The sequence below is a fragment of the Fulvimonas soli genome (assembly GCF_003148905.1).
In the GTDB taxonomy this organism is placed as follows: Bacteria; Pseudomonadota; Gammaproteobacteria; order Xanthomonadales; family Rhodanobacteraceae; genus Fulvimonas; species Fulvimonas soli.
Genome location: NZ_QGHC01000003.1, coordinates 13,130 through 36,870, shown reverse-complemented (window position 1 = coordinate 36,870; position 23,741 = coordinate 13,130). Strand labels below are relative to the sequence as shown.

The window sequence follows — 23,741 nt, the reverse complement described above, 5'->3', positions numbered from 1 at the left end:
ATTCCCGGAGATTCCCATGAGCTACAACGAAATCAGCTACGAAGTCATCGGCGCGGTGGCGCGCGTCTGCCACAACCGGCCGCAGGCCGCCAACGCCGAGTCGGAGGCGCTGCTCGACGAACTCGACGATGCACTGGAGAGGGCGAAAAAGGACGATGCCGTGCGCGTCCTCATCATCGGCGGCAAGGGCAAGCATTTTTCCTCCGGACACGATCTGGTCGACGGCATCAGGACGCGCGGGCACTTCACCTCGGAGCAGATCTACCTGTGGGAGCAGGAGCACTACCTGGGCAATGCGCTGCGGATCTGGGACTTCCCCAAGCCGACCATTGCCCAGGTCCAGGGCGCGTGCATCGCGGGCGGCTTCATGGTGGCCAACATGTGCGACCTGATGGTGGCGAGCGACGATGCCTATTTCAGCGACCCGGTGGTGCACAGCCTGGGGGCGGCCGCCGTGGAAACGCTGGTGCACCCCTGGGTGCTGGGTATGCGCAAGGCCAAGGAGTTCCTGTACACCGGGCAGCGCCTGAGCGCGGCCGAAGCCAAGGAGTGGGGCATGGTCAATCACGTGGTTCCGCGCGAGGAGCTGGAAGCGTTCACCCTCAGACTTGCCAACCGCATCGCGGAAACGCCGCCGGTGGCATTGCACGTGCTGAAGCGGTCGCTCAATCGAACTGCCGACATCCAGGGCTTCCGCAACGCGATCCTCGCGCACTTCGATACGCACGTGTTCTCGCATTCGACGGCGGAACATCGCGGCATCGTGGCGCGCGGCATGGAGCAATCCATGGCGGCCGCCAAGAAGTCGGCCGGCTCGACCTGAGCGGTACCGCCCGAGCGGCGCGGCTGGTCGCCGCGGAATCGCGAGTGCCGCGGGCGCGCCGTGCGACCGCGGGAAGCCGAGGACACGCATGTCTCTGGACTACGAGAAGCTTCTCCACTGGCCCTTCGCGCAGGTGCGCAGGCCCTACACCCGCGCCGACGTGGTCCGCTTCGCCACCGGGTTTGGTGCGGGCCTGCCCGGCCCGCTGCAGCTGGACGACGCGCCATTCGTCCATGAGGCGGATCCGCGCGTCCTGCCACCCGTCATCGTGGCGCTGGCGGACGGCGAGTTCTGGCAGCAGCAACCGGAAACCGGCATCCAGTGGCAAAAGCTCGTGCACGCGGAGGAGGCGCTCACCCTGTCCGGCGCGCTGCCTTCCGAAGGCGAGCTGCTGATCGACCGCCGCATCGTCGCGATCCACGATCGCGGCGCGGCGCGCGGCGCCGCGATCGTGGAGCAGCAGGTCATCCGCGATGCGCGCACGGGTAGCCGCATCGCGACCATCGACGTGACCACCGTCGCGCGCGGCGACGGCGGCTTCGGTGGGCCGGCCGAACCGGCCAGGGAGCGCGTCGCCATGCCTGATCGGCCGCCCGACGCGGTCATCGAACTGGCGACGCCGGCCGAGGAGGGGGCGATCTTCCGCCTGCCCGCCCACTTCGCAGTGGCCTCGGCGAACGCGGGCGAGCGGCCGCAGTCGGTTCTGCGAGGGCTGTGCTGCTTCGGACTCGCAGGTCGCGCCGTATTGAAACTGTGGTGCGACAACCGGCCCGAACGCCTTCGAAAGCTGGCGGTCCGTTATGTCGGAACGATGTGTACCGGCGAGACCATGCGCGTCGAAAGCTGGACCACGGGGCCAGGGCGCGCCGTGTTCCGCATGCGTTCGGTGGAGCGCGATGCGCCGGTGCTGGACCATGGCCTGGTCCGGTTCGAGCCGTAGGCCAGTTGCTCCGGACGCAACGTATTGCGGAGCGATCGAAAGATTGTCATGTCGCCAGTTTTCGGTTTACATTGGGTTCGCATCCGGGGGCGTGTGCGATGACATGTTCGGAGACGGTATGAGTGCCCGGCCACGCCGCACTGAAAAAGCCGCCATGAAAACCGCCAAGAAAGCCCTTCCGTCGAGGATGGAGGTGGCGCTCAGCACCGTCCAGACCAACAAGCAGGGGCAGTCGCTGGGACCGAAGGGACACGCAACGCGGCTGCGGCTGATGCGCGCCGCGGAGACCTTGCTGAAAACCAGGTCGCCGGTGGAATTGACGGCGGTGTCCATCGCCAAGGCGTCGAAGACCTCCTCCGCGACGTTCTACATGTACTTCGACGACATTCGCGACATCCTCGCCGCGCTCAGCGACGTGGCGGGCCACGAGATGAGCGATGCGCTGGCGGTACTCGACGAACCGTGGTTGCCCGATGCGCTGGAAAACCGTGCGCAACAGCTCGTCGAGGCGTTCTACAAGGTCTGGGACGCCCATCGCGAGGTACTTCGCTACCGCAACATGGAAGCCGACCGCGGCGACCCGCGCTTCGAGAAGCTGCGCATGGACGTCTACGTACCGTTCGTGGAACTGCTGGCGCAGCGGCTGATCGCGCTCTGTCCTGCCGACCGCAAAATGAGCCGTGGCGATGCGCGCGCCTTTGCCTCGGTGCTGCATGCGGCGATGGAGCGCATGGCCACCACCGATCCGAATATCGTCAACAAGGGGCTCGGCGCCAGGCGCCTGAAGGCGGCGCAGGCGCGCATCATTGCGCATGCCATCGCATCGGTCTGCGCGCAGCCGGAGCCATTGCCCAAGGATTGATCCACGGCGGATGGCTGGCAACGCCAGCCGCCGGCCCGTCGTTACGGGCCAAGCGGCGGGGCGGCTGCAGCTGGCCGCCTTCTTCGGGCGAGGGCAGGGTTCAGTCGCGTGCGCCCGTCAACAGGCCATGCAGGTTGCTGCTCATGATCTTGCGGGTGTCTTCGGGCTTGACGCCGTGGATGTCCTGGAAGAAATCGAGCGGCGTGCCCAGGCCCTCCGGATGCGGCCAGTCGCTGCCGAACAGGATGCGGTCGTAGCCGATCAGCTCGCCGATGCGTTCCACCGGATCCTCGTAGAACGGCGAAATGAAGATGTGCCGGCGGAACGCTTCCACCGGATCCTGCCTGAAGCTTTTTGGCATCTTGCGGTAGTTGCTGGCGATGCGCTTGAGCAGTGGCTCGAGCCACGCCGAGCCGTTCTCGAGCGAGGCCACCCGCACGTCCGGAAAACGGTCGAACACGCCGTGACAGATCAGCGCAGCCAGCGAGTCGGAAATGGGGCGGCCCATCCAGTCGAGAATTTCACCGAACGGTTCCTTCTCGAACGGACGCCATTCGTCGCTGTCGCGGGCGCCGGCGGTCCACCAGCGCGCGATCTGGTCGTAGCCGGAATCGGAAACGTGCATCGCGACGAAGATCCTCGCCTCGTTGATGCGCCCCCAGAAAGGATCGAACTCCCTGAAGCCCATCGAGCGGCTGCCGCGCAGGCCCGGCACCGGCGCGGGACGTATGCCGACCACGCGGGCGCCGCTTTCCAGCAGGAAGTCGAGCTCCTTCACCGCCTGGTCCACGTCGGCCAGGTGGATCATCGGAACCGGATACAGGCGGTTCTTGTACGCGAAACCCACCTCGTCCTTGAACCATTGATTGAGCGCGTGGAACAACGCGGCGATGGTCTCGGGCTGCTTGTCCAGGCGGGCCTCGATCACCGACGCCAGGGTAGGGATGATCAGTGCGCCATGGATGTTCTGCTGGTCCATCACCTTCAGATGGGCTTCGCCGTCGTGGAAGGCTTCCGCCGACGGGATCGGTTTGCCGGCCATCTCGCGCAGGGTCAGGCCCTGCGGATTGTTGGCGCGGTACCAGGCTTCGTGCGAGCCGGGCGCGGCGACCACCTCGAAGGTCGGATTGGGGATGTAGTCCGAAAGCACGCCGCCCACCGCCAGTTTCGTGCGGCCGTTCACCTGCACATACTGGAACTGGCTGTGGAACTTCTTCGGCAAGTGGCGCAGGAACGCCTCTGGCGGTTCGTAGAAGTGGCGGTCGGCGTCGAAAATGGGATAGCTGACGGTGCTCATGGGTGGTCCTCGTGGGCTGCAGGAGAAACCTACGTCCCCTGCCGCTAAAGCTGACGATATGTCAGTTAAATAGCCGGGTCAAACGGCGTGCCTGCGGTTCTCAGGCGACGCCTCTCATGCGGCGTTGCGCGCGGCGAGCGGTGCGACGGGCGTGCCGCGGCGCTGTTCCAGTTCCGCCAGCCGCTGCAGGTGGAAGTGCGAATGGCCCAGCTCGTGCTCGATGGTGGTCATGCGCTTGAAGTAGTGGCCGATGACGTATTCCTCGGTCACGCCGATGCCGCCATGCAACTGGATCGCCTGGCCGCAGACGAACTTGCCGCTGCGGCCGATGTGCACCTTGGCCGCCGCCAGCGCCTGGCGGCGAATCTCCGGCCCGGCGTGGAACAGCGAAAGCGCCCGATGGAGCATCGAGCGGGACAGCTCCAGCTCGATCAGCATCTCGCTCATGCGGTGCTGCAGCGCCTGGAAGCTGCTCAGGGTGGTGCCGAACTGCTTGCGCACCTTGAGATAGTCGCGCGTGATCCAGAGCGCGCGGTCCATCACCCCGATGGCCTCGGCACAGGCCGCCAGCAGGCCGTACGCATGGGCCTCGTCGAGCGCGTCGATGGCGCCGCCCACGCGGCCGATGACGTCGGCCTTGTCGACCTGAACGTTCTCCAGCAGCAGGTGCGCGGCCCAGCGGTTGTCGATGAGGCGCACGTTCTGCCGGCGCAGGCCCGCCGCGTCGGCGGCGACGAGAAACAGCGAGATACCCTCGCGATCGCCGGTCCTGCCCGAGGTACGTGCCGATACCAGGAAGCGGTCGGCGATGTTGCCGCCGACGACCAGCGTCTTCTCGCCGCTGATCCGCCATCCGCCCTGTGCCGTCGGCGTCGCCACGGTGGCGACGTGCTCGGTCACGCCGCCCGCGTCGGCTTCGTTGTGCGCCAGCACCGGCAGGACCTCGCCGGCCACCAGCCGGGGCAGCAGCGCGAGTGCCCGTTCGTCGCCCGATGCCAGCAGCGCGTGGGCCGTGAGCACGGCGATGGCCCAGACCGGCTCGACCATCAGCACCCGGCCGATTTCCTCCATCAGCAGCGCCGTCTCGATCGCGCCGCCGCCGAAGCCGCCGTGTTCCTCGGGCAGAGCCATGCCCAGCCAGCCCATCTCGGCGATGGCCCGCCAGCGATCCCCGTCGAAGCTGCCCTTGGCGATCAATGGGCCACGGGTCTCGAACCGGCATTCCGTCTCGAGCATGCGCCGTGCGCTGTCCTGAAAGATCTGCTGTTCCTGCGAAAGCGAGAAGTCCATGGCTTTAGAGCTCCAGGAAGGATCGGGCGATGATCTGGCGTTGCACCTCGTTGGCTCCGCCGTAGATCGTGGTGGCGCGCCGATACATGAAATCGGCGACGACGCCCGGCGCGAAGGCCGGTCCGGGAGGCCAGGCGGCGATGCCGTGAGGTGACTGTTCCGGCGGCGGATACGCATAGGAGACGTAGTCGCCCAGGGCTTCGAGCTGCATCTCGCCGGTCTTCTGGAACAGCTCTGAGCCGCGGACCTTGAGCAGCGAACCGACGGGCAGGCGGGTTCCCCCGGCTTTTTCCGTCAGCGCCCTGAGGGTGAGGAACTCCAGGGCCTGCAGGTCGATTTCCAGCCGGGCCAGCCGCGCCGCGAAGCCGGGATCGTCGATCAGCCGGGTGCCGTCGCCGCGCTTTCGCTGCGCCATCTGGCGAAGTTTCATCAGGTTGAACTTGTTGGCGGGGATTTCCGCGCTGGAGGCGCGTTCGTTGTCCAGCAGCGACTTCGCGTAATGCCAGCCCTGGCCCTCTTCGCCGATCAGGTTGTCGACCGGCGTGCGCACATCCTCGAAGATCGTCTCGTTCAGGCTGTGCCCCTCGCCGATGTCGATGATCGGGCGGATGGTGACGCCGGGAGCCTTCGGGTCGACGATGATCATCGAGAAGCCGCGCCTGGACTCGGGATTGGTCCGGGCCAGCACGCAGAGGACATTGGCGACGTGGGCGTTGGTGGTCCAGATCTTGCGCCCGTTGATCACGTACTCGTCGCCCTCGCGCACGGCACGCGTGGTCAGGGCGCCCAGGTCGGAGCCGGCGTTGGGTTCGGAGAAGCCTTGGCCCCAGCACGTTTCGCCGCGCAGGATCGGGTCGCGGTAGCGGTTCTTGAGCGCATCGCTGCCGAAGGTCATGATGAGCGGACCGAACATGCGGAAGCTGGCGACGTCCAGTTGCGGCGCGCCGGCCAGCGCGCATTCTTCCTCGAAGATGAACTGGCGAAGATGCGTCCAGCCGCAGCCCCCCCATTCGGCAGGCCAGTTCGGACCCGGCCAGCCGTGGTCGTAGACGATCCTGGTCCACGCCTGCACGTCCGCGAGTAGCGGGTGATAGCCGCGACGCGAGCGCTCGGCGATGTCCGCGGGGAGCTTCTCGCGCAGGAACTGCCGTACCTCGTCGCGGAACGCTTCGTCTGCAGGGTCCAGGCTGAAATCCATCGACGATGTCCTCTCGTTCGGTTGCGGGGATGCGCGGGCAGGGCGACGGGCGCGCGAGGCGCTCAGGACTCGAGCTGGCGGAAGGGCACGCCCTTGTCCGGGCGGTGGTCCTGCGGCAAGCCGAGCACGCGTTCGGCCAGCGTGTTGAGCAGCACTTCGTCGGTGCCGCCGGCGATGCGCACGCTGGGGTCCAGCCACGCATGGGCGAAGTCGCGGCTCGACTCGCCCTGCGGGTCGAGGCGGATGCCGTCGGCTCCCATCAGGTCCAGCGCGAGGGCGCCCAGCTGCTGCCGCATGCGTCCGAGCAGCAGCTTGCGGATGGCGCCTTCCGGCCCGGGTTCGCGGCCGGCGGCGATGGCCTCCATTGCGCGCTTCTGGATCGAGCGCAGGCCCTGGCGCTCGACATAGGCCCTGGCGATGGCTGCGCGCACTTCGCCATCGGCCAGCGCGGGACGGCCGTTCAGCCGGGCGCGGCGGGCGAGTTCGACCAGGGCTTCCAGCGCGGGCGAACTGGCGGTCTCGTCGGTGATGCCGTAGCGTTCGATCATCAGCGTCTCGATGGCCACCCTGAAGCCGCCGCCGACCTCGCCCAGGCGCTGTTCGTCGGGCACGTAGACGTTGTCGAAATAGACTTCGTTCAGATCCGGATGGCCGACGAGCCGCCGGATCGGGCGCACCGAGATGCCCGGCGACCGCATGTCGAGGAAGAAGTAGGTAAGACCCGCATGCTTGGGAACGTCGGGGTCGGTACGCGTGACGATCACGCCCCACTGGGCGATCTGCGCCCAGCTGGTCCACAGCTTCTGGCCGTTGAGCACCCAGCCGTCGCCCTGGCGCTCGGCCCGCAGGCGCAGGGCTGCCAGGTCGGAGCCGGCCGCGGGTTCGGAAAACAGCTGGCACCAGATGTGCTCGCCGCGGATCGCCGGCGGCCCGAGGCGTTGCCGGAACGTTTCGGGCGCGTGACGGAGGAAGATCGGCACCGGATTGCTCAGGCTTATCGAGAAATACGCCACCGGCAGGTCGTAGCGGAGTTCCTCCTCCGTGAAGACGATCTTCTGCAATTCGGTGCCGCCGCCGCCGCCATAGCGCTTGGGCAGCGTGATGGCGCCGTAGCCGTGCGCGGCTTTCAGGGCCTGCCAGGCCCTGCCGAGCGCCACGTCGCGCTCGAGCGGCAGGCCGCGGCGCACCGCTCCGCTGAAGCGCGGCGCATGTTCGGCCAGCCACGCGCGGGCATCCAGGCGATAGCGTTCAAGGGCGTCCTCGGCAGGGACGGCGGTGCGAGGTTCGAGCAGGGCGCTTGCGCTGGACATGGGAGGGCTCCTCGATCAGGCGGCCGCGGCATCGAAGCCGGCTTCGGCCAGCAGGTATTCCCGCCAGGCCTGGGTGCTGCCCAGTTCCAGCGCCAGGCAGCGTGCGCGCCGGTAGTAGTGATGCGGCATGGCTTCCCAGGTGACGCCCATGGCACCGTGGGTCTGGATGTTTTCGCGCGCGGCGAAGTCGTAGGCTTCGATCGCGGCCAGCCTGGCGGCGGCGGCCAGAGCGGGCCACAGCGGGTTGCCCCCTTCCAGCGCATCCAGCGCGTCCAGTGCGCAGCCGCGGGCAATCTCGATGCGCCAGTACATGTCCACCAGCTTGTGCTTGATGGCCTGGAAGCGGCCGATCGGCTGGCCGAAGGCCTTGCGTTCCAGTGCGTAGCCGCGCGCGCAGGCGAGGCAGGCCGAGGCGCCGCCGATCTGCTCGAAGGCAGTGGCCAACGCGACGCGCGCCATGATCTTTCCTATCGCCGCATCGCCGCGCAAAAGCGGGTACGCCTTGGCATCGCGAAACTGCAGCGCGGCATGCGCGCGCGCGTTGTCGAGGCCGGGTTGCGTGCGGCGCGTGACGCCTGGCTGATCCAGGGGTACCAGCATCAGCTGGCTGGCGCCGTCCGCATCGGCATGCACCAGCGCCAGGTCGGCGACCGCGGCGAACGCGGCGGCAGCCTTGCTTCCGTTGAGCGTGTCGCCCGAGCAGGCGAGCTCGGGGCGTTGCAGTGGACTCGTCTGGCCGGGTTCGGCGAAAGCCACGCAGGCGATCAGCTCGCCGCTCACCAGCGGTGCGAGGTAGCGCGCGGCCGGGGCCTCATCGTCGCTGGCCAGCAGCGCCTCGGCGACGACCGGGGTCGCGATCAGCGGCAGGGAGACCACCGCCTTGCCCACCTCTTCCATGAGCGCCGCCAGGCCCGGCCACCCCATGCCCATGCCGCCTGCATGTTCCGGCACGGCGATGGCTGGCTGACCCTGCTCCACGGCGGCCTGCCACAACGCGCGATCGAAGCCGACGGTCTGGTCGAGCAGGGCCTTCAGGCGCTCCGGCGTGGCATACCTGTGCTGCAGCCGTGCGACCTGGTCGCGGATCTGGCAGAGCGCCTCTTCGGCATCGCTTGACGACATGGGGCTTCCTCGAGGCTGCTCAGGCCGGGACGAATACCGGCAGCCAGACGTCTTCACGGTTCTCGAACGCCACCCGCACCCGCTGACCGATGCTCGCCGATGCGGCGGCGGGGCCGACGATGTTCGTGGTCAGGCGCAGACCGGCTTGCTCGTCCAGCGCCACGATGGCGATCACGTAGGGGACGGGCAGCCCGGGCAGCCAGGCCTGGTGATTGACGGTGACGGCTTCGATGGTGGCCAGGCCCGACACGGCTTGCGGACGCAGATCCTCCCCCAGGCACTGCGGGCAGACCGGGGCCGGCGGATGCAGCCAATGCCCGCAGTCGGCGCAGCGGAGGATGCGCAGCACGCCGTCGGCACCACTCGTCCAGAAGAAGCGGTTGGCGGCGTCGAGCTCGGGCAGTGGCGGGGCGGCGGCTGCATGCATGGCTGGAAACTCCCGGCAGCGACACGTTATCGAAGCGCAAGGCGGTCGGGAATGCCGTCGCGCCGCACGCCGCGTCGCCGGCCGGCCGGGCTGGCCTGATCGTCATGGATGGCTCGCGACTTCATAACTGACACAATATAAGTTATTTTGCGGAGGCGCAAGGGGCATGGCGAATGTCCCCTGCACGCCGTCTTTTCCCGCACCGCAGCGTGACATCCGGAATGGTTGACAGTTCAGTACGCGCCACCACGGCGGCTGAAATTCTAGGATTTTTGAGACGCTCGAGTGGCATCCCAGGTGAGGCGAGGAGAGGTGGCGATGGTCGAGCAATTTGCGGTTCTTGGCTACAAGGCGCCCACGCGGGCGGATGCCGCTTTCGCTATGCGCAATCCGGTTGTCGGCGAAGGGGGAAACGTGGAGGAAGCGGCGGCGGAAACAGGGCGAGGCGGCGCTCCGGATGTTGCGCAGGTGCCGGTCGACCGGCCCTGCGTGGCGATGGATAACTTGATGGATCGTCAGTCTGCCGGCGGCGCGCCGGCAAGCTACGCGAATTGTACGGTGCGGGGTACGGCCGGGGGCGCCGCGAGCGCGGGCGTGGCGCCGTGCCGGCGCCTGCCCGCCGCTCCGCTGGCGCTTGCGCTTGGCGCACTGTGCGCCCCGCCGGCGTGGGCGGCGGATGACGCCGCGCAGGACCCGCAGCCGTCCGCCCAGGCGAACCGGCAGGATGCCGCGCCGGCGACCGCGCAGCAGCAGGAGCTTCAGGCCAGGCTGGCCAAGTTCCATCATTTCGACGAGCTGGGCGAATCCGGGTTGACCACCAACTTTCCGCTGCCGGCGATCGATTCGGTACTGCAGGACGCCGGCGGCTGGCGCAGCGCGCTGGCGCAGCACGACATCGGCGTGCAGACCCAGTTCGTCTTCGATGTGACCGATGGCCTGCTGTCGACCGGGCAGCCGGCGCACCCGCAGATGTACAACGGCCAGCGGTTCACCGTGTCCACCATCACCGCCGAGAGCGACGTGACCTTCGGGCTCGCCTCGTGGGGGCTGCCCAATTCCAAGATCACCGTGGGCGCGCATGTGCTGGCCAATACCTTCCATGCCGGTGGCGGGCCGAACACCGGCGAGATCCGCGCGCTGTACTACTACCAGTCGTTCGGCGACGGTCGCTACGAAGCCAAGGTCGGCTGGATCGCGAACATCTGGGAGTATGCCGGCTTGTTCATGGGCGGTAGCCCCGTGCTGGCCAACGGCATCTCGGCGCTGATCCCCATCGAGGTCGGCCTGAGCTCGGACACGGCCACGACGCCCGCCATCAACCTGACGGCGCATGGCGACCACGGCGAGTACGTGCGGATCGGCGTACAGCGCAGCGTCAGCCCCGAAGGCAACAACTACGAGACGGAGCACCACAATTTCTGGGGTCTCAAGATCCATCAGCCGGGCGCCGGCCCGCTGTACATCGGCGAGGTCGGCCTCAAGCGCGACGCCTCGGGCAGCCACCACCAGATCTGGCTGCGCGGCGGGTACATGTACAACGACTCCGATTACACGAGCTTCGTCAACGGGCGGACCAAGGCCAATCGCGCGACCTACGCGGCCGGCGACTACCAGCTCACGCAGATCAATTCGGGCATGCCCTTCCGCGGCCTCTACGTCGGCGCGAGTGCGGCCTGGGCGCCCAAGGAACTCAACGTGTATTCGACCAATTACGAGGTGCGCGCGTACTACGTGGGGCCCTTCGACGGACGTCCCACCGACGCCATCACCTTCCGCGCCTACTACAACAAGTTCAGCGGCCCGGCGCAGCGGGCGCTGGCGATGGAAGGCTTGTTCACCAACCCGGATCAGAAAGGTTACGAGGTCGGCTATGCCTACCACGTCACGCACGGCGTCCACCTGCTGCCGGCACTGGCCTACATCGAGCATCCGTCGTTCGTGGGCGATTTCAAGGACGCACTGATCGCCTCGTTGAATCTGTACATGGAGTTCTGACGGGCGCCTGGCCGTGGTGCGCCGGAACGGAGCTTCTCGTTCCGGCCACGCGGCCCGTGCCTTCCGGTCACGCGAGCACGCACGAGGTCCACATGGGCAGTACCGACGAATGGCTCTACGAGTTGCGGCTGTACACCATTGCGCCCGGCCGTCTGGGCGACATGGCCGACCGGTTCAGGAACGAGCTCGGCACGCTCTTCCCCCGCCACGGCGTGCATCCGCTGGCGGGATGGACTGCCACCGCCGGGGCTGGCATGCCCAAGTTCGTGTACCTGATGCCGTGGCGCGACCTCGGACAGAGGGCGCGGGCATTGGCCTCCTTCGCGGCCGACCCGGACTGGGCGGAGGCCCGCGCGAGGACCAATGGCCCCTCCGAGCTGGTCGAGCGGTTCGACATCCATCTGCTCAAGGCGATCGCGCCGCTGCGGGACATTCCGCAAGGCGCGGGCGATGTCGGGGCGGTGTACGAGCTGGCGATCCAGTCGATGGCAAACGGGCACGTTGCCGCGGCGCGGCAGACCCTGCTCGAGGTGGAGTTGCCTGCCTGCGTCCGCGCGGGGGCCGTTCTGGCGGGAGCCTTCGAGATGATCTTCGGCACCGGTCTGCCTGCGGCCGTGAGCTTGCTTGAGTGGCCCGATCACGCGGCGCGCGCATCCGGCATGGCGGCGGTAGAGGCCGATGCCGCGCTGCGCGAAGCACGCTCGGCGCAGCTCGCCGAACATGGCCGCTGCCTGCTGGGGCAGGCCGATCGCTATCTGCTCGACGTGGTCGCCGTGCAGTGGGCCGGGTCGGCGCAATGAAGGCGGCTTCAACCGGTGGAGGTAGTGCGGCCATGGGACGTCTGTCGGGGCGCGTGGCATTGATCACGGGCGGCGCGAGCGGCATCGGCGAAGCGGCCTGCCGGCGCTTCCTCGAGGAGGGCGCGAAGGTGGCGCTGGTGGACATCGACGAGCAGCGCGGTCCTGCTCTGGCCGCCGAACTCGGCGCGGATGTGCTGTTTTTGCCGGGCAACCACATCAACCGCGACGACAATGCGCGCGCGATCGCCGCCGTCGTCGAACATTGGGGCGGCCTGGACATCCTGTACTGCAATGCCGGGCGAGGCTCGGCCGGTACGCTGGAGGAAACCACCGACGCGGCCATGCAGGCCGACCTGGACAGCCACGTGATCGGGCCGATGCGCATGGTGCAGGCGGCGCTGCCGGCGCTCAGGGCCAGCGCGACGCGCGACGCGCGGCGCAGCGCCGCCATCGTCATCACCGCATCGCGCTCCTCGCTCAAGGCGCGTCCCAACATGCTGAGCTACGCCACGGCCAAGCACGCCGAACTGGGCCTGATGCGGGCGCTTGCGGAAGACCTCGGGCCGATGAACATCCGCGTCAACGCGGTATGCCCGGGCATGGTGGAAACGCCGCTGTCCCGCTCGATGGCGGCGGTCTACCGGGCCGAGCCGGACGAGATCTACCGCAAGCTCGCCTCGGAAACGCCGTTGCGTCGTCTGGCGCGCGCGGTGGACGTGGCCAATGCCGCCCTGTTCCTCGCATCGGACGAGGCCGCCGCGATCCACGGGCATGCCCTGCTGGTGGACAGCGGCGTGCACGCATGCTGAGCGGGCGGCGACTCCGGCGATTTTTGCAGCATGGCCGGCCCGGCGCCGATGCCGGGCACTACGCGGGAAGTACACGGTGACACAGCTGAGCGATTTCGACGTGGTGGTGGTGGGGTCCGGCGCCGGCGGCCTGAGCGCGGCGACCACGGCGGCGCTGCATGGCCTCAAGGTGCTGGTGATCGAGAAGACCGCGCTTTTCGGCGGCAGCACGGCGATCTCCGGTGGTACGGTTTGGATCCCGAACAACACGCTGATGGAAGGCGTCGGGCTGCACGACAGCCGGGCATCGGCCATGCGGTATCTCGCGCTCACCGTCGGCGAGGGCATGCGCCGGGAGCTGATCGAGGCATATGTCGACAACGGTGCGGCGATGCTCCGGTTCATGCACCGCCACACCGCGGTGCGGCTGGCGTCGCGTGCCGTGGCGCCGGACTACTACCCGGACAAGGAAGGATGGATGCCCGGGGGGCGGGCGCTCGATCCGGAGCCCTTCGACGGCCGGCGGCTGGGCCCCTGGTTCGCGTGGCTGCGGCCACCCCTGCACAGCTTCGTCGCGCTGGGCGGCATGATGGTGAACCGCAGGGACATCGACCACCTGATGCACATGGCCTCGTCGTGGCCGTCGTTCGTGCATGGCTCACGGCTCCTCTTCCGGTATCTGGGCGATCGCCTGCGCTACCCGCGCGGCACCCGGCTGGTGCTGGGCAATGCGCTGGCGGCCAGCCTGCTGCGTTCGGCGCTGGACGCGGGGGTCACGCTGTGGCGCCACACGCGTGCGCGCGAGCTGCTGGTCGAGAACGGCGAAGTGGTCGGTCTCCAGGCCGAGCGCGAGGGCCGGCCGGTGACGTTGCGCAGCCGCCTGGGCGTGGTGCTGGCCAGCGGCGGTTTCGGCGCCAACGCCGAGCTGCGCCGGCGCTACGTGTGGCCTGACGCAAAACACCTCTCGATGGCACCGGAAGGCAACGTTGGCGAAGGGCTGGACATGGCGGCCAGCGTGGGTGCCAGCATCGTCGAAAGCAATCTCGACAATGCCTTCCTGACCCCGGTATCCCGCATGCCGGACCGGCCCGGTGGCAAGCAATACCCGCACCTGCTGATGGACCGCGCCAAGCCGGGCCTGATCGCGGTGAACGCCCAGGGCCGACGCTTCGTCAACGAGGCGACCAACTATCACGAGTTCGGCCGGGCGATGCATCGGCAGTCCCTGGCCGAAGCGCATCTCGTGGTCGATTCGCGGTTCATCCGCAAGTACGGGCTCGGCCTGGTGCGACCGGGCCGTTTTCGTCCCCTTGGCGGCTTTCTGCGCAGCGGATACCTGAAGAAGGCCGGCACGCTGGACGAACTCGCCGCCCTCGTCGGCGTGCCGGCGGACGCGCTGGCCGAGGAAGTCGCGCGCCAGAACCGTTTCGCGGCCAGCGGCATCGACGAGGATTTCGGCAAGGGCCGCTCGGCCTACGAGCATTACCTCGGGGATGCCGGCCATCGTCCCAATCCCTGCCTCGGTCCCATCGCCACGCCGCCGTTCTACGCGGTCACCGTGCATCCGGGCGACATCGGCACGAGCCGCGGATTGCGCACCAACGAGCGGGCCCAGGTGCTCGACCGCGGGGGGCGGGCGATACCGGGCCTGTACGCCTGCGGCAGCGACATGAACTCGATCATGGCGGGCAACTACCCGGGAGCCGGCATTACCCTGGGGCCGGCGATGACGTTCGGCTATCTCATCGGCAAGGCCCTGGCCGAACGGGCCGGAGCGGAAGCGCTTCCGTGAAGCGGCAAGGCGGCATGGGCGGTAGTGTGTTCGACGGCGCGTCGCCCGAGGGCGGGGCCGTCTCGTGAATGTCCAATGTGGTTGACGAAGGAGAAACCCATGCGTTTAGCGAGTATCAGCGTCGCCGGCAAGGCCACCTACGGCGTGGTCGAGGGCGACGTCGTGCGCACGGCGGGAGCCGATGCGCTGGCGCGCCATCCCGACCTCAAGTCGGCGCTTGCGGCCGGTCCGGACCGCCTGGCGGGGCTGTTTTCCGGCGAGGAGATCCCGCTGGCCCAGGTGCAGTTCCTGCCGGTGATCCCGAATCCGGACAAGATCCTCTGCATCGGCATCAACTATGCCTCGCACATCGCCGAGACGGGCCGGCCGGCGCCGCCCAAGCCGGTGGTCTTCATGCGCTGCGCGAATTCGCAGGTGGGTGCCGGGCAGCCGATGGTGCGTCCGCTGGATTCGGAGCAGCTCGACTACGAGGGCGAACTGGCGGTGGTGATCGGCCGCCGCGGCCGGCGCATCGCCGCCGGAGATGCATTCGCGCATGTGGCTGGCTATGCTTGCTACAACGACGGCAGCATCCGCGATTTCCAGCGGCATTCCTCCCAGTTCGGCCCCGGCAAGAATTTCCCGGGCACCGGTGCCTTCGGTCCCTGGCTGGTCACGACGGACGAGATCCCCGACCCGTCGACGCTGACCCTGGTCACGCGGCTCAACGGCAACGTGGTGCAGCAGGCGCCGGTCTCGGATCTGGTGTTCGATGTCCCCGCGCTGGTTGCCTATTGCTCGACCTTCACCGTGTTGGAGCCGGGCGATGTCATCGTGACGGGCACCACCGGCGGCGTCGGCGCCTTCCGCGAGCCGCCGCTGTGGATGAAGCATGGCGACATCGTGGAAGTGGAGATTTCCGGAATCGGTATCCTACGCAACCCGGTCATTGCCGAAGGCTAGTGCTTTGAAACGCGACGCATCTGCGAAGTCAGCGGGAAGCCGACGTCTCCAGGCGTCCTCGCCGGCGCGCGGCGGCGGCACGGCGGCAGCCGGTTTGGCGCGGGCGAAGGGCGCGCCGACCGGCCGCAAGCTTGCCGTTCCTGCAGCCGCGCCGGTGCGGGAGGCGGATGCCGCATCCGCCGGCGGGCGGCGCGGCGATGCCGCGCTGCGCCGCGGCGGCCTGACCGAGCACGTCTACGAGCACATCAAGGCGAGCATCCTCGACGGCGTTTTCTCCCGCGAAGCTTGGCTGCCGGTCGACCAGCTGGCCGGCCAACTGGACGTGAGCCGCCAGCCGGTGATGGACGCGTTGAAACGCCTGGGGATGGAGGGCTTCGTGAGCATCATCCCCCAGGTGGGTTGCCGCATCCGCAGCTACTCCCCGGAAGAGATCGGGGACTTCTACCGGCTGTTCGCCGAGGGCGAGGCGCTGGTGGCGGAGTTCGCCGCCTCCCGCGCCACCTCCGAGGACGTGGTGGCGCTCGAGGTCATTTCCGCGAAGATCGGCCATCTGCGCCGGCAGAAGCTCCCGCAGGTGAAGCTGGCGCGGCAGTACCGTGCGCTGAACCGGCGTCTGCATTACGAGATACGGCGCATCGCCCGCTCCGAGTCGGTGACCGAGGTGGTCGAACGCCTGGGCGACCGCAGCGATTTCTTCATCACCACGACCAATGCGCCGATCTTCGCCGACCGGCTCAATGCGGCGCACGACGAGCACGAGGACATCATCGACGCCATCGCGCACCACGACGCGGCGCGCGCGCGGCGGGTCATGAAGAGCCACATCGTTGCCATCGGCGACCGTCTGCAGGCGGCCCTGCGGCGTGCAACGGCCGGATGAACGTTTCTCCGCCCGAGGGGCGGCGCGCCATGCGGCGGATCGGCCGGCTGGGTCGACGCGTCGCGCCCGCAGACCCGTGGCCCTTGGCGGCCCGAAAAGCCTTGCAACGGGCAGTACGGGGAGCGTGCGGGCCGCGCTCGCGCGTGTCGGCGCGCGCAGCCCGCTTGATGCGGGCCAGCACCGGCGGCCTGGCAGTGCGAGCGATGGCCGACGGGAGCAGGCCCCGCGAGCGCCTGCCGGGGGCGCGCCTCTCGTCGATTTCGCGTGTCGCCGGGAGGGTGCGGCCTCGCGAGCGCAAACTTCGTCGATGAGCCCTTCCATCGGTCGCGCGCAGACGCGTGGCGATTCATCCGCATGCCGATGCGGGCCCGCCCGAGGATGGCTGGTCAACGCGGCCGCGAACCCGGGACCGGTTGGTGCGGGACCCGGCAGGACATGACCGCTCATCCCAAAGCGGCGACGAGCTCGGGCACGAGGGTGAACAGGTCGCCGACCAGGCCGTAGTCCGCGACGGAGAAGATCGGCGCTTCGGGATCCTTGTTGATCGCAACGATCACCTTCGCATCCTTCATGCCCGCCAGATGCTGGATCGCGCCGGAGATGCCGACCGCGATGTAGAGCTGCGGCGCGACGATCTTGCCGGTCTGGCCGATCTGGTAGTCGTTCGGCACGTAGCCGGCGTCGACCGCCGCGCGCGAAGCCCCGAGCGCTGCGCCGAGCTTGTCGGCAAGCGGTTCCAGCAGCTCTGCAAAGTTCCCGCCCGAGCCCAGTCCGCGGCCGCCGGAGACGACGATCCTGGCCGAGGTCAGTTCCGGTCGTTCAAGTCTGGTGGTCTCGCGCGAAACGAACCGGGAGAGGCCGGCGTCGGCCGCCGCCGGGATGGATTCGACCGACGCATGGCCGCCCTCCGGTGCGACCGGGTCGAACGCGGTCATGCGCACCGTGGCAACCTTGACCGCGTCGGCGCTGCGCACCGTGGCGAGCGCGTTGCCGGCATAGATCGGCCGCTGGAACGTATCCGCGTCCAGTACCGCCACGATCTCGGAGATCTGGGCCACGTCGAGCGTGGCAGCGACGCGCGGCAGCACGTTCTTGCCGGTCGCCGTGGCCGGGGCGAGGATGTGGCCGTAGCGGCCGGCGACGGCGAGCACCTGCGCGGCGAGGTTTTCGGCCAGCGCGTCGGCGAGCTGCGGCGCGTCCGCATGCAGTACCCGGGCGACGCCGCTGACGCGCGCCGCCGCCCCCGCGACGGCACCGGCGCCGTGGCCGGCCACCAGCAGGTGGACGTCGCCTCCGATGCGCTGCGCCGCCGCCACCGCATTCAGCGTGGCCGGGTGCAGCGTGCGGTTGTCGTGTTCGGCAAGAACCAAAATGGCCATGATGCGGTTCCTCAGAGCACTTTCGCTTCGAGTTTCAGTTTCTCGACGAGGGTTTTCACGTCGGGCAGGCGGACGCCGGCGCTGCGGCGAGCCGGCTCGCTCACCGAGATCGTTTCCAGGCGCGGCGCCACGTCCACGCCGAGTTCGGCGGTGCTGAACACGGCCAGCGGCTTGGATTTGGCCTTCATGATGTTCGGCAGCTTCACGTAGCGCGGCTCGTTCAGGCGCAGGTCGGTGGTAACGACCGCGGGCAGCGTCACCGCGATCGTCTCCAGCCCGCCATCGACCTCGCGCACGACGGTAGCCCTGCCGTCGGCGATGTCGAGCTTCGATGCGAACGTGGCCTGTGGCATACCGGCCAGCGCGGCGAGCATCTGTCCGGTCTGGTTGCTGTCGTCGTCGATGGCCTGCTTGCCCAGGATCACCAACTGCGGCCGTTCGCGATCGACCAGCGCCTTGAGCAGCTTGGCCACCGCGAGCGGCTGCAATTCCTCGTCGCTCTGCACGAGAATGGCGCGGTCGGCGCCGAGGGCCAGCGCGGTACGCAGGACTTCCTGGCATTGCGCCACCCCGCAGGAGACCACGACGATCTCGCTCGCCGTGCCGGCTTCCTTCAGCCGCACGGCTTCCTCGACCGCAATCTCGTCGAACGGATTCATCGACATCTTCGCGTCCGCGACGTCGACGCCGCTGCGGTCTGGCTTGACGCGAATCTTCACGTTGAAGTCGACCACGCGCTTGATCGCAACCAGTATCTTCATGCCTCTCTCCCATCGTGGCTCACGTGCGCTCCGCCGCACCGCCCTGCGGAGCCGGCGATCCCGCCCCGGACCGCACGTTCCGCGGATTAAGCGGGGATCGACCTTTCAGCTGGCCGGCATCGCCGCGGGCCTTGTCGAGCGGAGCGTCGAGGATCGCCTTCCCGCCCCCGGCCCTGGCGACAGGCCAGCCCTGCGATCCCCGGGTGGCACACGCCGCGATGCCGCCGAAGCGGTTCCCGCGCGGGTCGCCCGGGGTTGCGGCGCCTGCTCGCGCCACGGTCCGGCCCGATCTCGAACCGCAACAGCCGTCGTCGGGCGATTGCGCGTGGCCGGCTCAAACCCTCCCGGTCACCGGCAGGATCGCGCCATGGATGTCTGCGGCTTCGTCGGATGCGAGGAAACGGATGGCAGCCGCCAGCGATGCCAGCGGAACCCAGCGCGTGAAGTCCGCTTCGGGCATGGCGCTGCGATTGGCGGGCGTGTCGAGAATGCTGGGCGCGACCGCGTTGACGTTGATGCCGCGGTCGCGCAATTCCAGCGCCATCGATTCGGTGATGCGCGCGACCGCGCTCTTGGACGCCACGTAGGGGGCCATGCCTGCCTTGCCGGAGGCGGCGGAGGCCGCCGCCACGTTCACGATCTTGCCGCGTCCGGCGGAGAGCATGCCCGGCACGACGGCGCGGCTGGCATTGACCAGGGTGGCCACGTTCATGTCGAACATGCGCTGCCATATGCCCGCGTCCGCGGCATGCGCGTCGCCGCTGTAGTCGAAGCCGCCCGCGATGTTGCACAGCACGCTCGCCGGACCGTGTTTTTCCAGCGCCGCGCCGAGTCGGGCGGAGGTGTCCTGCGCATCGCCGAGGTTGGCCGCGATGCACACGGCATCCGGCGTGGCGGCATGGACTTGCGCGAGGGCGGCCGCGTCGACGTCGACCAGGAGCAGGAAGGCGCCGTCCTCGGCGAAGCGGCGGGCCACCGCCTTTCCGAGCGCACCCGCGGCGCCGGTGACGATGACGGTGCTGGTGCTGGATGTGCTTGACATGTCCGATGGTCGTCCAGGAGCGATGGGAAAGGGGGTGGAAAAGCAGGCGCGCCGTGTGCAGCCAATAACTAACATATATTCAGTTTTGTCCGACTGCAAGCGGTTTTTTCCCCGCGGCCCTGGTTGGCGAGGATGCAGGCTCTGGCCGGCGGCGAGGCGGACCGTTGTGCCGCAGGAGCGCGCTGGGGAAGCCGTCGATCGCAGTACCGGTGCGGGAGCGGCATGGCCGACGAGCCGCGTCCAATGCGGGCGCCGGTGTCGCGCGGCAGCGGCTCCCGCTTGCATCGTCGCGACCACGCAGGCAGGCTGACCGTGGGTCACCCGGAGGTTCGCATGTCGCGTTTCGCCAGCTTCCGCGAGTTCTATCCGTATTACCTGGGCGAGCACCGCAACCCCGTCTGCCGCCGGCTGCATTTCGCGGGCAGCACGCTGGTGCTGCTGGCCGTGCTGCTGGCGCTGCTCGCGCGCGACTGGCGCTGGCTGCTGCTGGCGCCGGTGGCCGGATACGGTTTCGCATGGGTCGGCCACTTCCTGTTCGAGAGGAACCGTCCGGCCACCTTCCGCCATCCGCTGTACAGCCTGATGGGCGACTGGGTGCTCTACTGGCAGGTGCTCACCGGCGAACAGAAGCTCTGAGTCCTGCGTGCCGGCCGGTCGTGATGGAGGCAACGAGGCCGGCGCAAGCAGGCCACGATGGCAGCCCATCATCCTTCCCCGCGCGGGAGAAGGTGCCGGCAGGGCCTGGCCCGGACCCGATCCGCGGCGGACGAGGATTCGGCCGGAGCGCAGCCGTGCTGGCGGGCCGAAGCCTCGGTCCCCGGCCGCTTTCCCACCGGTGGGGCAGCAGTCCGGAACAGGCTCAGCGGTACTGCTCGTGGCAGGACTGGCAGGCTTCGTTGATCGGCTTGCTCGCGGCGGCCAGCGCCGGACAGTCGGCGGGCGCGGACTGCACGGCGCCGTTGACCGCCGCGTGCAGCTTGTCCGCTGCCTTGATGAAGTCCTCGTCGGCGCCGGCAAAGGCGGCTGCGATGTCGCTCGATACCGCCTGCAGCTGTACCAGGTGATGCTGGCTGGTGCCCGCGTCGCAGCGCTGCGCCTTCAGCTCCTGCTTGAGCTGGCCCGCGTGGAAGGCCATCAGGTGCATCACCGCGTGCGGCAGCGGATCGCGCTCGTGCAGGGCATTCATCGTGAACACGGTGCCGACGATGCCGATGGCCAGGCCGAGGACGATCAGGAGGGCGGCGCGCATGGGGAACCTCGCTGCGTATGGCGGACCGGGCAAGCATAGCAAGCCGGCGCAGGCGCAGGCCTTAGAATGGCGGGATGAATTTTCTCGCGCAGCTCGCCACCAACCTCGCATGCCGCGTTCCGCCGCCGCAGGCCCGTCCATGAACGGTGCGGAGGTGGCCGCCGAGCGCTTCGCCGGCATCGAGCGCCTGTACGGCGCGGGTTCGCTGGCGCGGCTGGCGCAGTCGCACGTCTGCGTGATCGGCATCGGCGGCGTCGGCTCGTGGGCGGCCGAGGCGCTGGCGCGCAGCGGCGTGGGGCGGCTCACCCTGATCGACGCCGACGAGGTGTGCGTGTCCAACACCAACCGCCAGCTGCACGCGCTGGAGGGCGAGTACGGCAAGCCCAAGGTCGGCGTGATCGCGGCGCGCGCGCGCGCGATCAACCCGGCGATGCGGCTGGAGGCGGTCGAGCGCTTCCTCTCCCCCGCCACGCTGGACGAATTGCTCGGCCGCGGCTACGACGTGGTGCTGGACGCTTGCGATGCCTTCCGCGTGAAGCTGGAAACCATTGCCTGGTGCCGCCGCCGCAAGCTGCCGCTGGTGACGGTGGGCTCGGCGGGCGGGCGCACCGATCCCACCCAGATCCGCGTGCGCGATCTCTCGCGCACCGAGCACGATGCGATGTTCAGCCTGATCCGCAAGAAGCTGCGCCAGGACTTCGGCTTCCCGCGCAATCCGCAGCGCTACTTCGGCGTGCCGGCGGTATATTCGCTGCAGAACGTGCAGTACCCGCAGCCGGACGGCAGCGTCTGCGGCACGCGGCCACCGGGCGGCGATGCATTCAATCTCGCCTGCGGCGGGGGGCTGGGTTCGGCCACCCACGTCACCGGCGCGTTCGCCTTCGCGGCGGTGGGCAAGGTGCTGGAAAAACTGCTGGAGAAATGAGTCAGCGCCGCTTCGGGCGGGATGCCGCCGCGTCCAGCTGCGCCCGCGCCCACGGGCCGGGCGCGCGCAGCGCTTCCGGATCGCCACTTCGGGCGGTGCGTCTCGACGTAGGCCAAGGCCTCGGCGGGCGTCCCGGCCGGGGCGGACATAGGCTCACCAGCCCATGTAGTGGCCGCCGTTGATGGCCAGGTTGGCGCCGGTGATCCAGCTCGCCTCGTCGGTGGTGAAGAAGGCCACCGCGTGGGCGATTTCCTCCGGCTTGCCGAGCCGGCCCACCGGGATCTGCGCCACGATCTTCTCGCGCACCTCCTCCGGCACCGCCATCACCATGTCGGTGGCCACGTAGCCGGGCGAGACGGTGTTCACGGTGATGCCGAACCGCGCGTTCTCCTGCGCCAGCGAGATGGTGAAGCCGTGCATGCCGGCCTTGGCGGCGGCGTAGTTGGCTTGGCCGTACTGGCCCTTCTGGCCGTTGATCGAGCTGATCTGCACGATGCGTCCCCACTTGCGCGCGCGCATGCCCTCGATCACCGGGCGGGTGACGTTGAAGCAGGCGTTCAAGTTGGTGTTCACCACGTCCGTCCACTGCTGGTAGGTCATCTTGTGGAAGGTGGTGTCGCGGGTGATGCCGGCGTTGTTGACCAGGATCTCGACCGGGCCGCACTTGGCCTCGACCGCGCGCACCATCGCCTCGGCCGAGGCGGGGTCGGCGACGTCGCCGGGGACCAGGCACACCTCGATGCCCTCGGCGGCCATGCGCTTGCGCCACTCTTCCGCCCTGGCCGCATCGCGGTAGTTGGTGGCCACCCGGTGGCCCTGGCGCGAGAGGTAGCGGACGATGGCGGTGCCGATGCCGCCGGTGCCGCCGGTGACCAGTGCCGTGCGCTGACTCATTGGTTGCTGTGCTCCTGGGAAATGCGTGATAGGGGGTCCATCGTGGACAAGCTTGGCGTGGCGCCGTGACAGGCTCGTGCCGCGGCGATGGCGAACCGCGCACTTATAGTCCTTTATGCGGCCGGGCGCGCCTTGCAGTGCGGCAAAACGCCCGGCCGGAAGCGTGCCAGCGCCTCCCGCAGCAGCACCTGCGGCGTGCCCGCCGCGCCGGGCGGCAGGCCGAGGAAGGCCAGCGCGCGGCGCAGCGCCGGCAGCGGATCGGCCGGGTCGACCGGCAGCGCCCGCTCGGACTTGGACAGCTTGCGGCCCTGCGCGTCCAGCGCCAGCGGCAGGTGCAGGTAGCGCGGCGTGGGCAGGTCCAGGCGGCGCTGCAGCCAGATCTGCCGCGGCGTGGAGTCGAGCAGGTCGCAGCCGCGCACGACCTCGGTGATGCCCTGGTGGGCGTCGTCCACCACGCAGGCGAGCTGGTAGGCGTGGTAGCCCTCGACGCGGCGGATCACGAAGTCGCCCGCCGCCTCGCGCAGGTTCTGCCGCTGCGGGCCCTGCAGCGCGTCGTCGAAGGCGATCTCCGCGTCCGGCACGCGCAGCCGCCATGCCGGCGGGCGCGCCGGGTCGGGCGGCGCCACGCAGCGGGCGTCGCGGTGCAGCCCGCCGGCGGCGGCGAGGTCGGCGCGGCTGCACCAGCACGGGAACACCAGGTCCCGCGCGCGCAGCCGCTCGAACGCGGCCTCGTAGGCGTCGCGGCGGCCCGACTGGAACAGCGGCGGCTCGTCGGCCTCCAGCCCGAACGCGGGCAGCGCGGCGAGGATGGCCGCGGCCGAGCCGGGCACCTCGCGCGGCGGGTCGATGTCCTCCACGCGCAGCAGCCAGCGCCCGCCGGCGTGCCGCGCGCACAGCCAGCTGCCCACCGCGGCCACCAGCGAGCCGAAGTGCAGCAGGCCGGTGGGCGAGGGGGCGAAGCGGCCGCGATAGGTCATCGGCGCATTATGCCGTCCGCGCGGCACTCTCCGGCGCCGGCGCTGTCC

General features: G+C 69.0%; 23 protein-coding genes. 11 read left to right on the top strand and 12 right to left on the bottom strand.

Annotated features, from left to right (window positions below; genetic code table 11):
• Positions 1-16: 16 nt before the first annotated feature.
• From C7456_RS04105 to C7456_RS04095, 3 genes are all read left to right on the top strand, one after another.
• On the top strand, positions 17-823 hold the full coding sequence (locus C7456_RS04105; protein ID WP_109722507.1) for an enoyl-CoA hydratase: 807 nt from the start codon (positions 17-19) through the stop codon (positions 821-823).
• Between the two features lie 88 nt (positions 824-911).
• A complete protein-coding gene (locus tag C7456_RS04100; RefSeq protein ID WP_109722506.1) occupies positions 912-1,763 on the top strand; it encodes a MaoC/PaaZ C-terminal domain-containing protein in 852 nt (283 codons plus the stop codon).
• A gap of 154 nt (positions 1,764-1,917) precedes the next feature.
• Positions 1,918-2,625, top strand: coding sequence for a TetR/AcrR family transcriptional regulator (locus C7456_RS04095; protein WP_170120169.1), 708 nt, complete (start codon positions 1,918-1,920; stop codon positions 2,623-2,625).
• A gap of 100 nt (positions 2,626-2,725) precedes the next feature.
• On the opposite strand, the gene C7456_RS04090 is transcribed toward C7456_RS04095, so the two are convergent.
• From C7456_RS04090 to C7456_RS04065, 6 genes are all read right to left on the bottom strand, one after another.
• Positions 2,726-3,922, bottom strand: coding sequence for an amidohydrolase family protein (locus C7456_RS04090; protein WP_109722504.1), 1,197 nt, complete (start codon positions 3,920-3,922; stop codon positions 2,726-2,728).
• 114 nt (positions 3,923-4,036) lie between these two features.
• A complete protein-coding gene (locus C7456_RS04085) occupies positions 4,037-5,212 on the bottom strand; it encodes an acyl-CoA dehydrogenase family protein (protein ID WP_109722503.1) in 1,176 nt (391 codons plus the stop codon).
• Positions 5,213-5,216: 4 nt separating this feature from the next.
• Entirely contained in the window at positions 5,217-6,410 is a 1,194-nt protein-coding gene (locus C7456_RS04080; protein WP_109722502.1) for an acyl-CoA dehydrogenase family protein, read from the bottom strand.
• A gap of 62 nt (positions 6,411-6,472) precedes the next feature.
• Entirely contained in the window at positions 6,473-7,720 is a 1,248-nt protein-coding gene (locus C7456_RS04075; protein WP_109722501.1) for an acyl-CoA dehydrogenase family protein, read from the bottom strand.
• A gap of 15 nt (positions 7,721-7,735) precedes the next feature.
• On the bottom strand, positions 7,736-8,842 hold the full coding sequence (locus C7456_RS04070) for an acyl-CoA dehydrogenase family protein (RefSeq protein ID WP_109722500.1): 1,107 nt from the start codon (positions 8,840-8,842) through the stop codon (positions 7,736-7,738).
• A gap of 19 nt (positions 8,843-8,861) precedes the next feature.
• Positions 8,862-9,269, bottom strand: a complete 408-nt coding sequence (locus tag C7456_RS04065; protein WP_109722499.1) for a Zn-ribbon domain-containing OB-fold protein — start codon at positions 9,267-9,269, stop codon at positions 8,862-8,864.
• A gap of 318 nt (positions 9,270-9,587) precedes the next feature.
• Between C7456_RS04065 and C7456_RS04060 the strand changes: the two genes are divergently transcribed.
• The 6 genes from C7456_RS04060 to C7456_RS04035 all read left to right on the top strand — a co-directional run bounded on the left by C7456_RS04060 (position 9,588) and on the right by C7456_RS04035 (position 16,466).
• Positions 9,588-11,264, top strand: a complete 1,677-nt coding sequence (locus C7456_RS04060) for a carbohydrate porin (protein WP_109722498.1) — start codon at positions 9,588-9,590, stop codon at positions 11,262-11,264.
• Positions 11,265-11,356: 92 nt separating this feature from the next.
• Positions 11,357-12,064, top strand: a complete 708-nt coding sequence (locus C7456_RS04055; RefSeq protein ID WP_109722497.1) for an NIPSNAP family protein — start codon at positions 11,357-11,359, stop codon at positions 12,062-12,064.
• Between the two features lie 32 nt (positions 12,065-12,096).
• Positions 12,097-12,873: an SDR family NAD(P)-dependent oxidoreductase gene (locus C7456_RS04050; RefSeq protein ID WP_170120168.1), complete on the top strand. Its 777-nt coding sequence runs from the start codon at positions 12,097-12,099 to the stop codon at positions 12,871-12,873.
• 76 nt (positions 12,874-12,949) lie between these two features.
• Positions 12,950-14,644 carry an FAD-dependent oxidoreductase gene (locus C7456_RS04045; protein WP_211306236.1) on the top strand — a complete coding sequence of 565 codons (1,695 nt, stop codon included), beginning with the start codon at positions 12,950-12,952 and terminating at the stop codon, positions 14,642-14,644.
• A 99-nt stretch (positions 14,645-14,743) separates the two neighbouring features.
• Positions 14,744-15,586: a fumarylacetoacetate hydrolase family protein gene (locus tag C7456_RS04040; protein WP_109722494.1), complete on the top strand. Its 843-nt coding sequence runs from the start codon at positions 14,744-14,746 to the stop codon at positions 15,584-15,586.
• Between the two features lie 4 nt (positions 15,587-15,590).
• A complete protein-coding gene (locus C7456_RS04035) occupies positions 15,591-16,466 on the top strand; it encodes a GntR family transcriptional regulator (RefSeq protein WP_170120167.1) in 876 nt (291 codons plus the stop codon).
• Between the two features lie 443 nt (positions 16,467-16,909).
• Here the strand turns inward: C7456_RS04035 and C7456_RS04030 are convergent, their stop codons facing one another.
• The 3 genes from C7456_RS04030 to C7456_RS04020 form a co-directional block, all read right to left on the bottom strand.
• Positions 16,910-17,848: an electron transfer flavoprotein subunit alpha/FixB family protein gene (locus C7456_RS04030; protein ID WP_425454619.1), complete on the bottom strand. Its 939-nt coding sequence runs from the start codon at positions 17,846-17,848 to the stop codon at positions 16,910-16,912.
• A gap of 8 nt (positions 17,849-17,856) precedes the next feature.
• The gene (locus C7456_RS04025; protein ID WP_109722491.1) at positions 17,857-18,606 is read right to left on the bottom strand and encodes an electron transfer flavoprotein subunit beta/FixA family protein; all 750 of its coding nucleotides are present in this window, start codon (positions 18,604-18,606) and stop codon (positions 17,857-17,859) included.
• A gap of 334 nt (positions 18,607-18,940) precedes the next feature.
• Positions 18,941-19,648 (bottom strand): SDR family NAD(P)-dependent oxidoreductase, encoded by a 708-nt coding sequence (locus tag C7456_RS04020; protein ID WP_109722490.1) that lies wholly within the window; start codon positions 19,646-19,648, stop codon positions 18,941-18,943.
• A 333-nt stretch (positions 19,649-19,981) separates the two neighbouring features.
• On the opposite strand from C7456_RS04020, the gene C7456_RS04015 reads away from it, so the two are divergent.
• Positions 19,982-20,284 (top strand): Mpo1-like protein, encoded by a 303-nt coding sequence (locus tag C7456_RS04015; RefSeq protein ID WP_109722489.1) that lies wholly within the window; start codon positions 19,982-19,984, stop codon positions 20,282-20,284.
• A gap of 223 nt (positions 20,285-20,507) precedes the next feature.
• Here C7456_RS04015 and C7456_RS04010 read toward each other — a convergent pair whose 3' ends face one another.
• Complete coding sequence (locus C7456_RS04010) at positions 20,508-20,897, bottom strand: cytochrome c (RefSeq protein WP_109722488.1); 390 nt, start codon at positions 20,895-20,897, stop codon at positions 20,508-20,510.
• Between the two features lie 109 nt (positions 20,898-21,006).
• On the opposite strand from C7456_RS04010, the gene C7456_RS04005 reads away from it, so the two are divergent.
• A complete protein-coding gene (locus tag C7456_RS04005) occupies positions 21,007-21,822 on the top strand; it encodes a tRNA threonylcarbamoyladenosine dehydratase (protein WP_425454616.1) in 816 nt (271 codons plus the stop codon).
• 153 nt (positions 21,823-21,975) lie between these two features.
• On the opposite strand, the gene phbB is transcribed toward C7456_RS04005, so the two are convergent.
• Together phbB and gluQRS are read right to left on the bottom strand one after the other, a co-directional pair.
• On the bottom strand, positions 21,976-22,716 hold the full coding sequence (gene phbB, locus C7456_RS04000; protein ID WP_109722486.1) for an acetoacetyl-CoA reductase: 741 nt from the start codon (positions 22,714-22,716) through the stop codon (positions 21,976-21,978).
• Positions 22,717-22,829: 113 nt separating this feature from the next.
• Positions 22,830-23,693 (bottom strand): tRNA glutamyl-Q(34) synthetase GluQRS, encoded by an 864-nt coding sequence (gene gluQRS / locus C7456_RS03995; RefSeq protein ID WP_109722485.1) that lies wholly within the window; start codon positions 23,691-23,693, stop codon positions 22,830-22,832.
• Between the last annotated feature and the right edge of the window lie 48 nt (positions 23,694-23,741).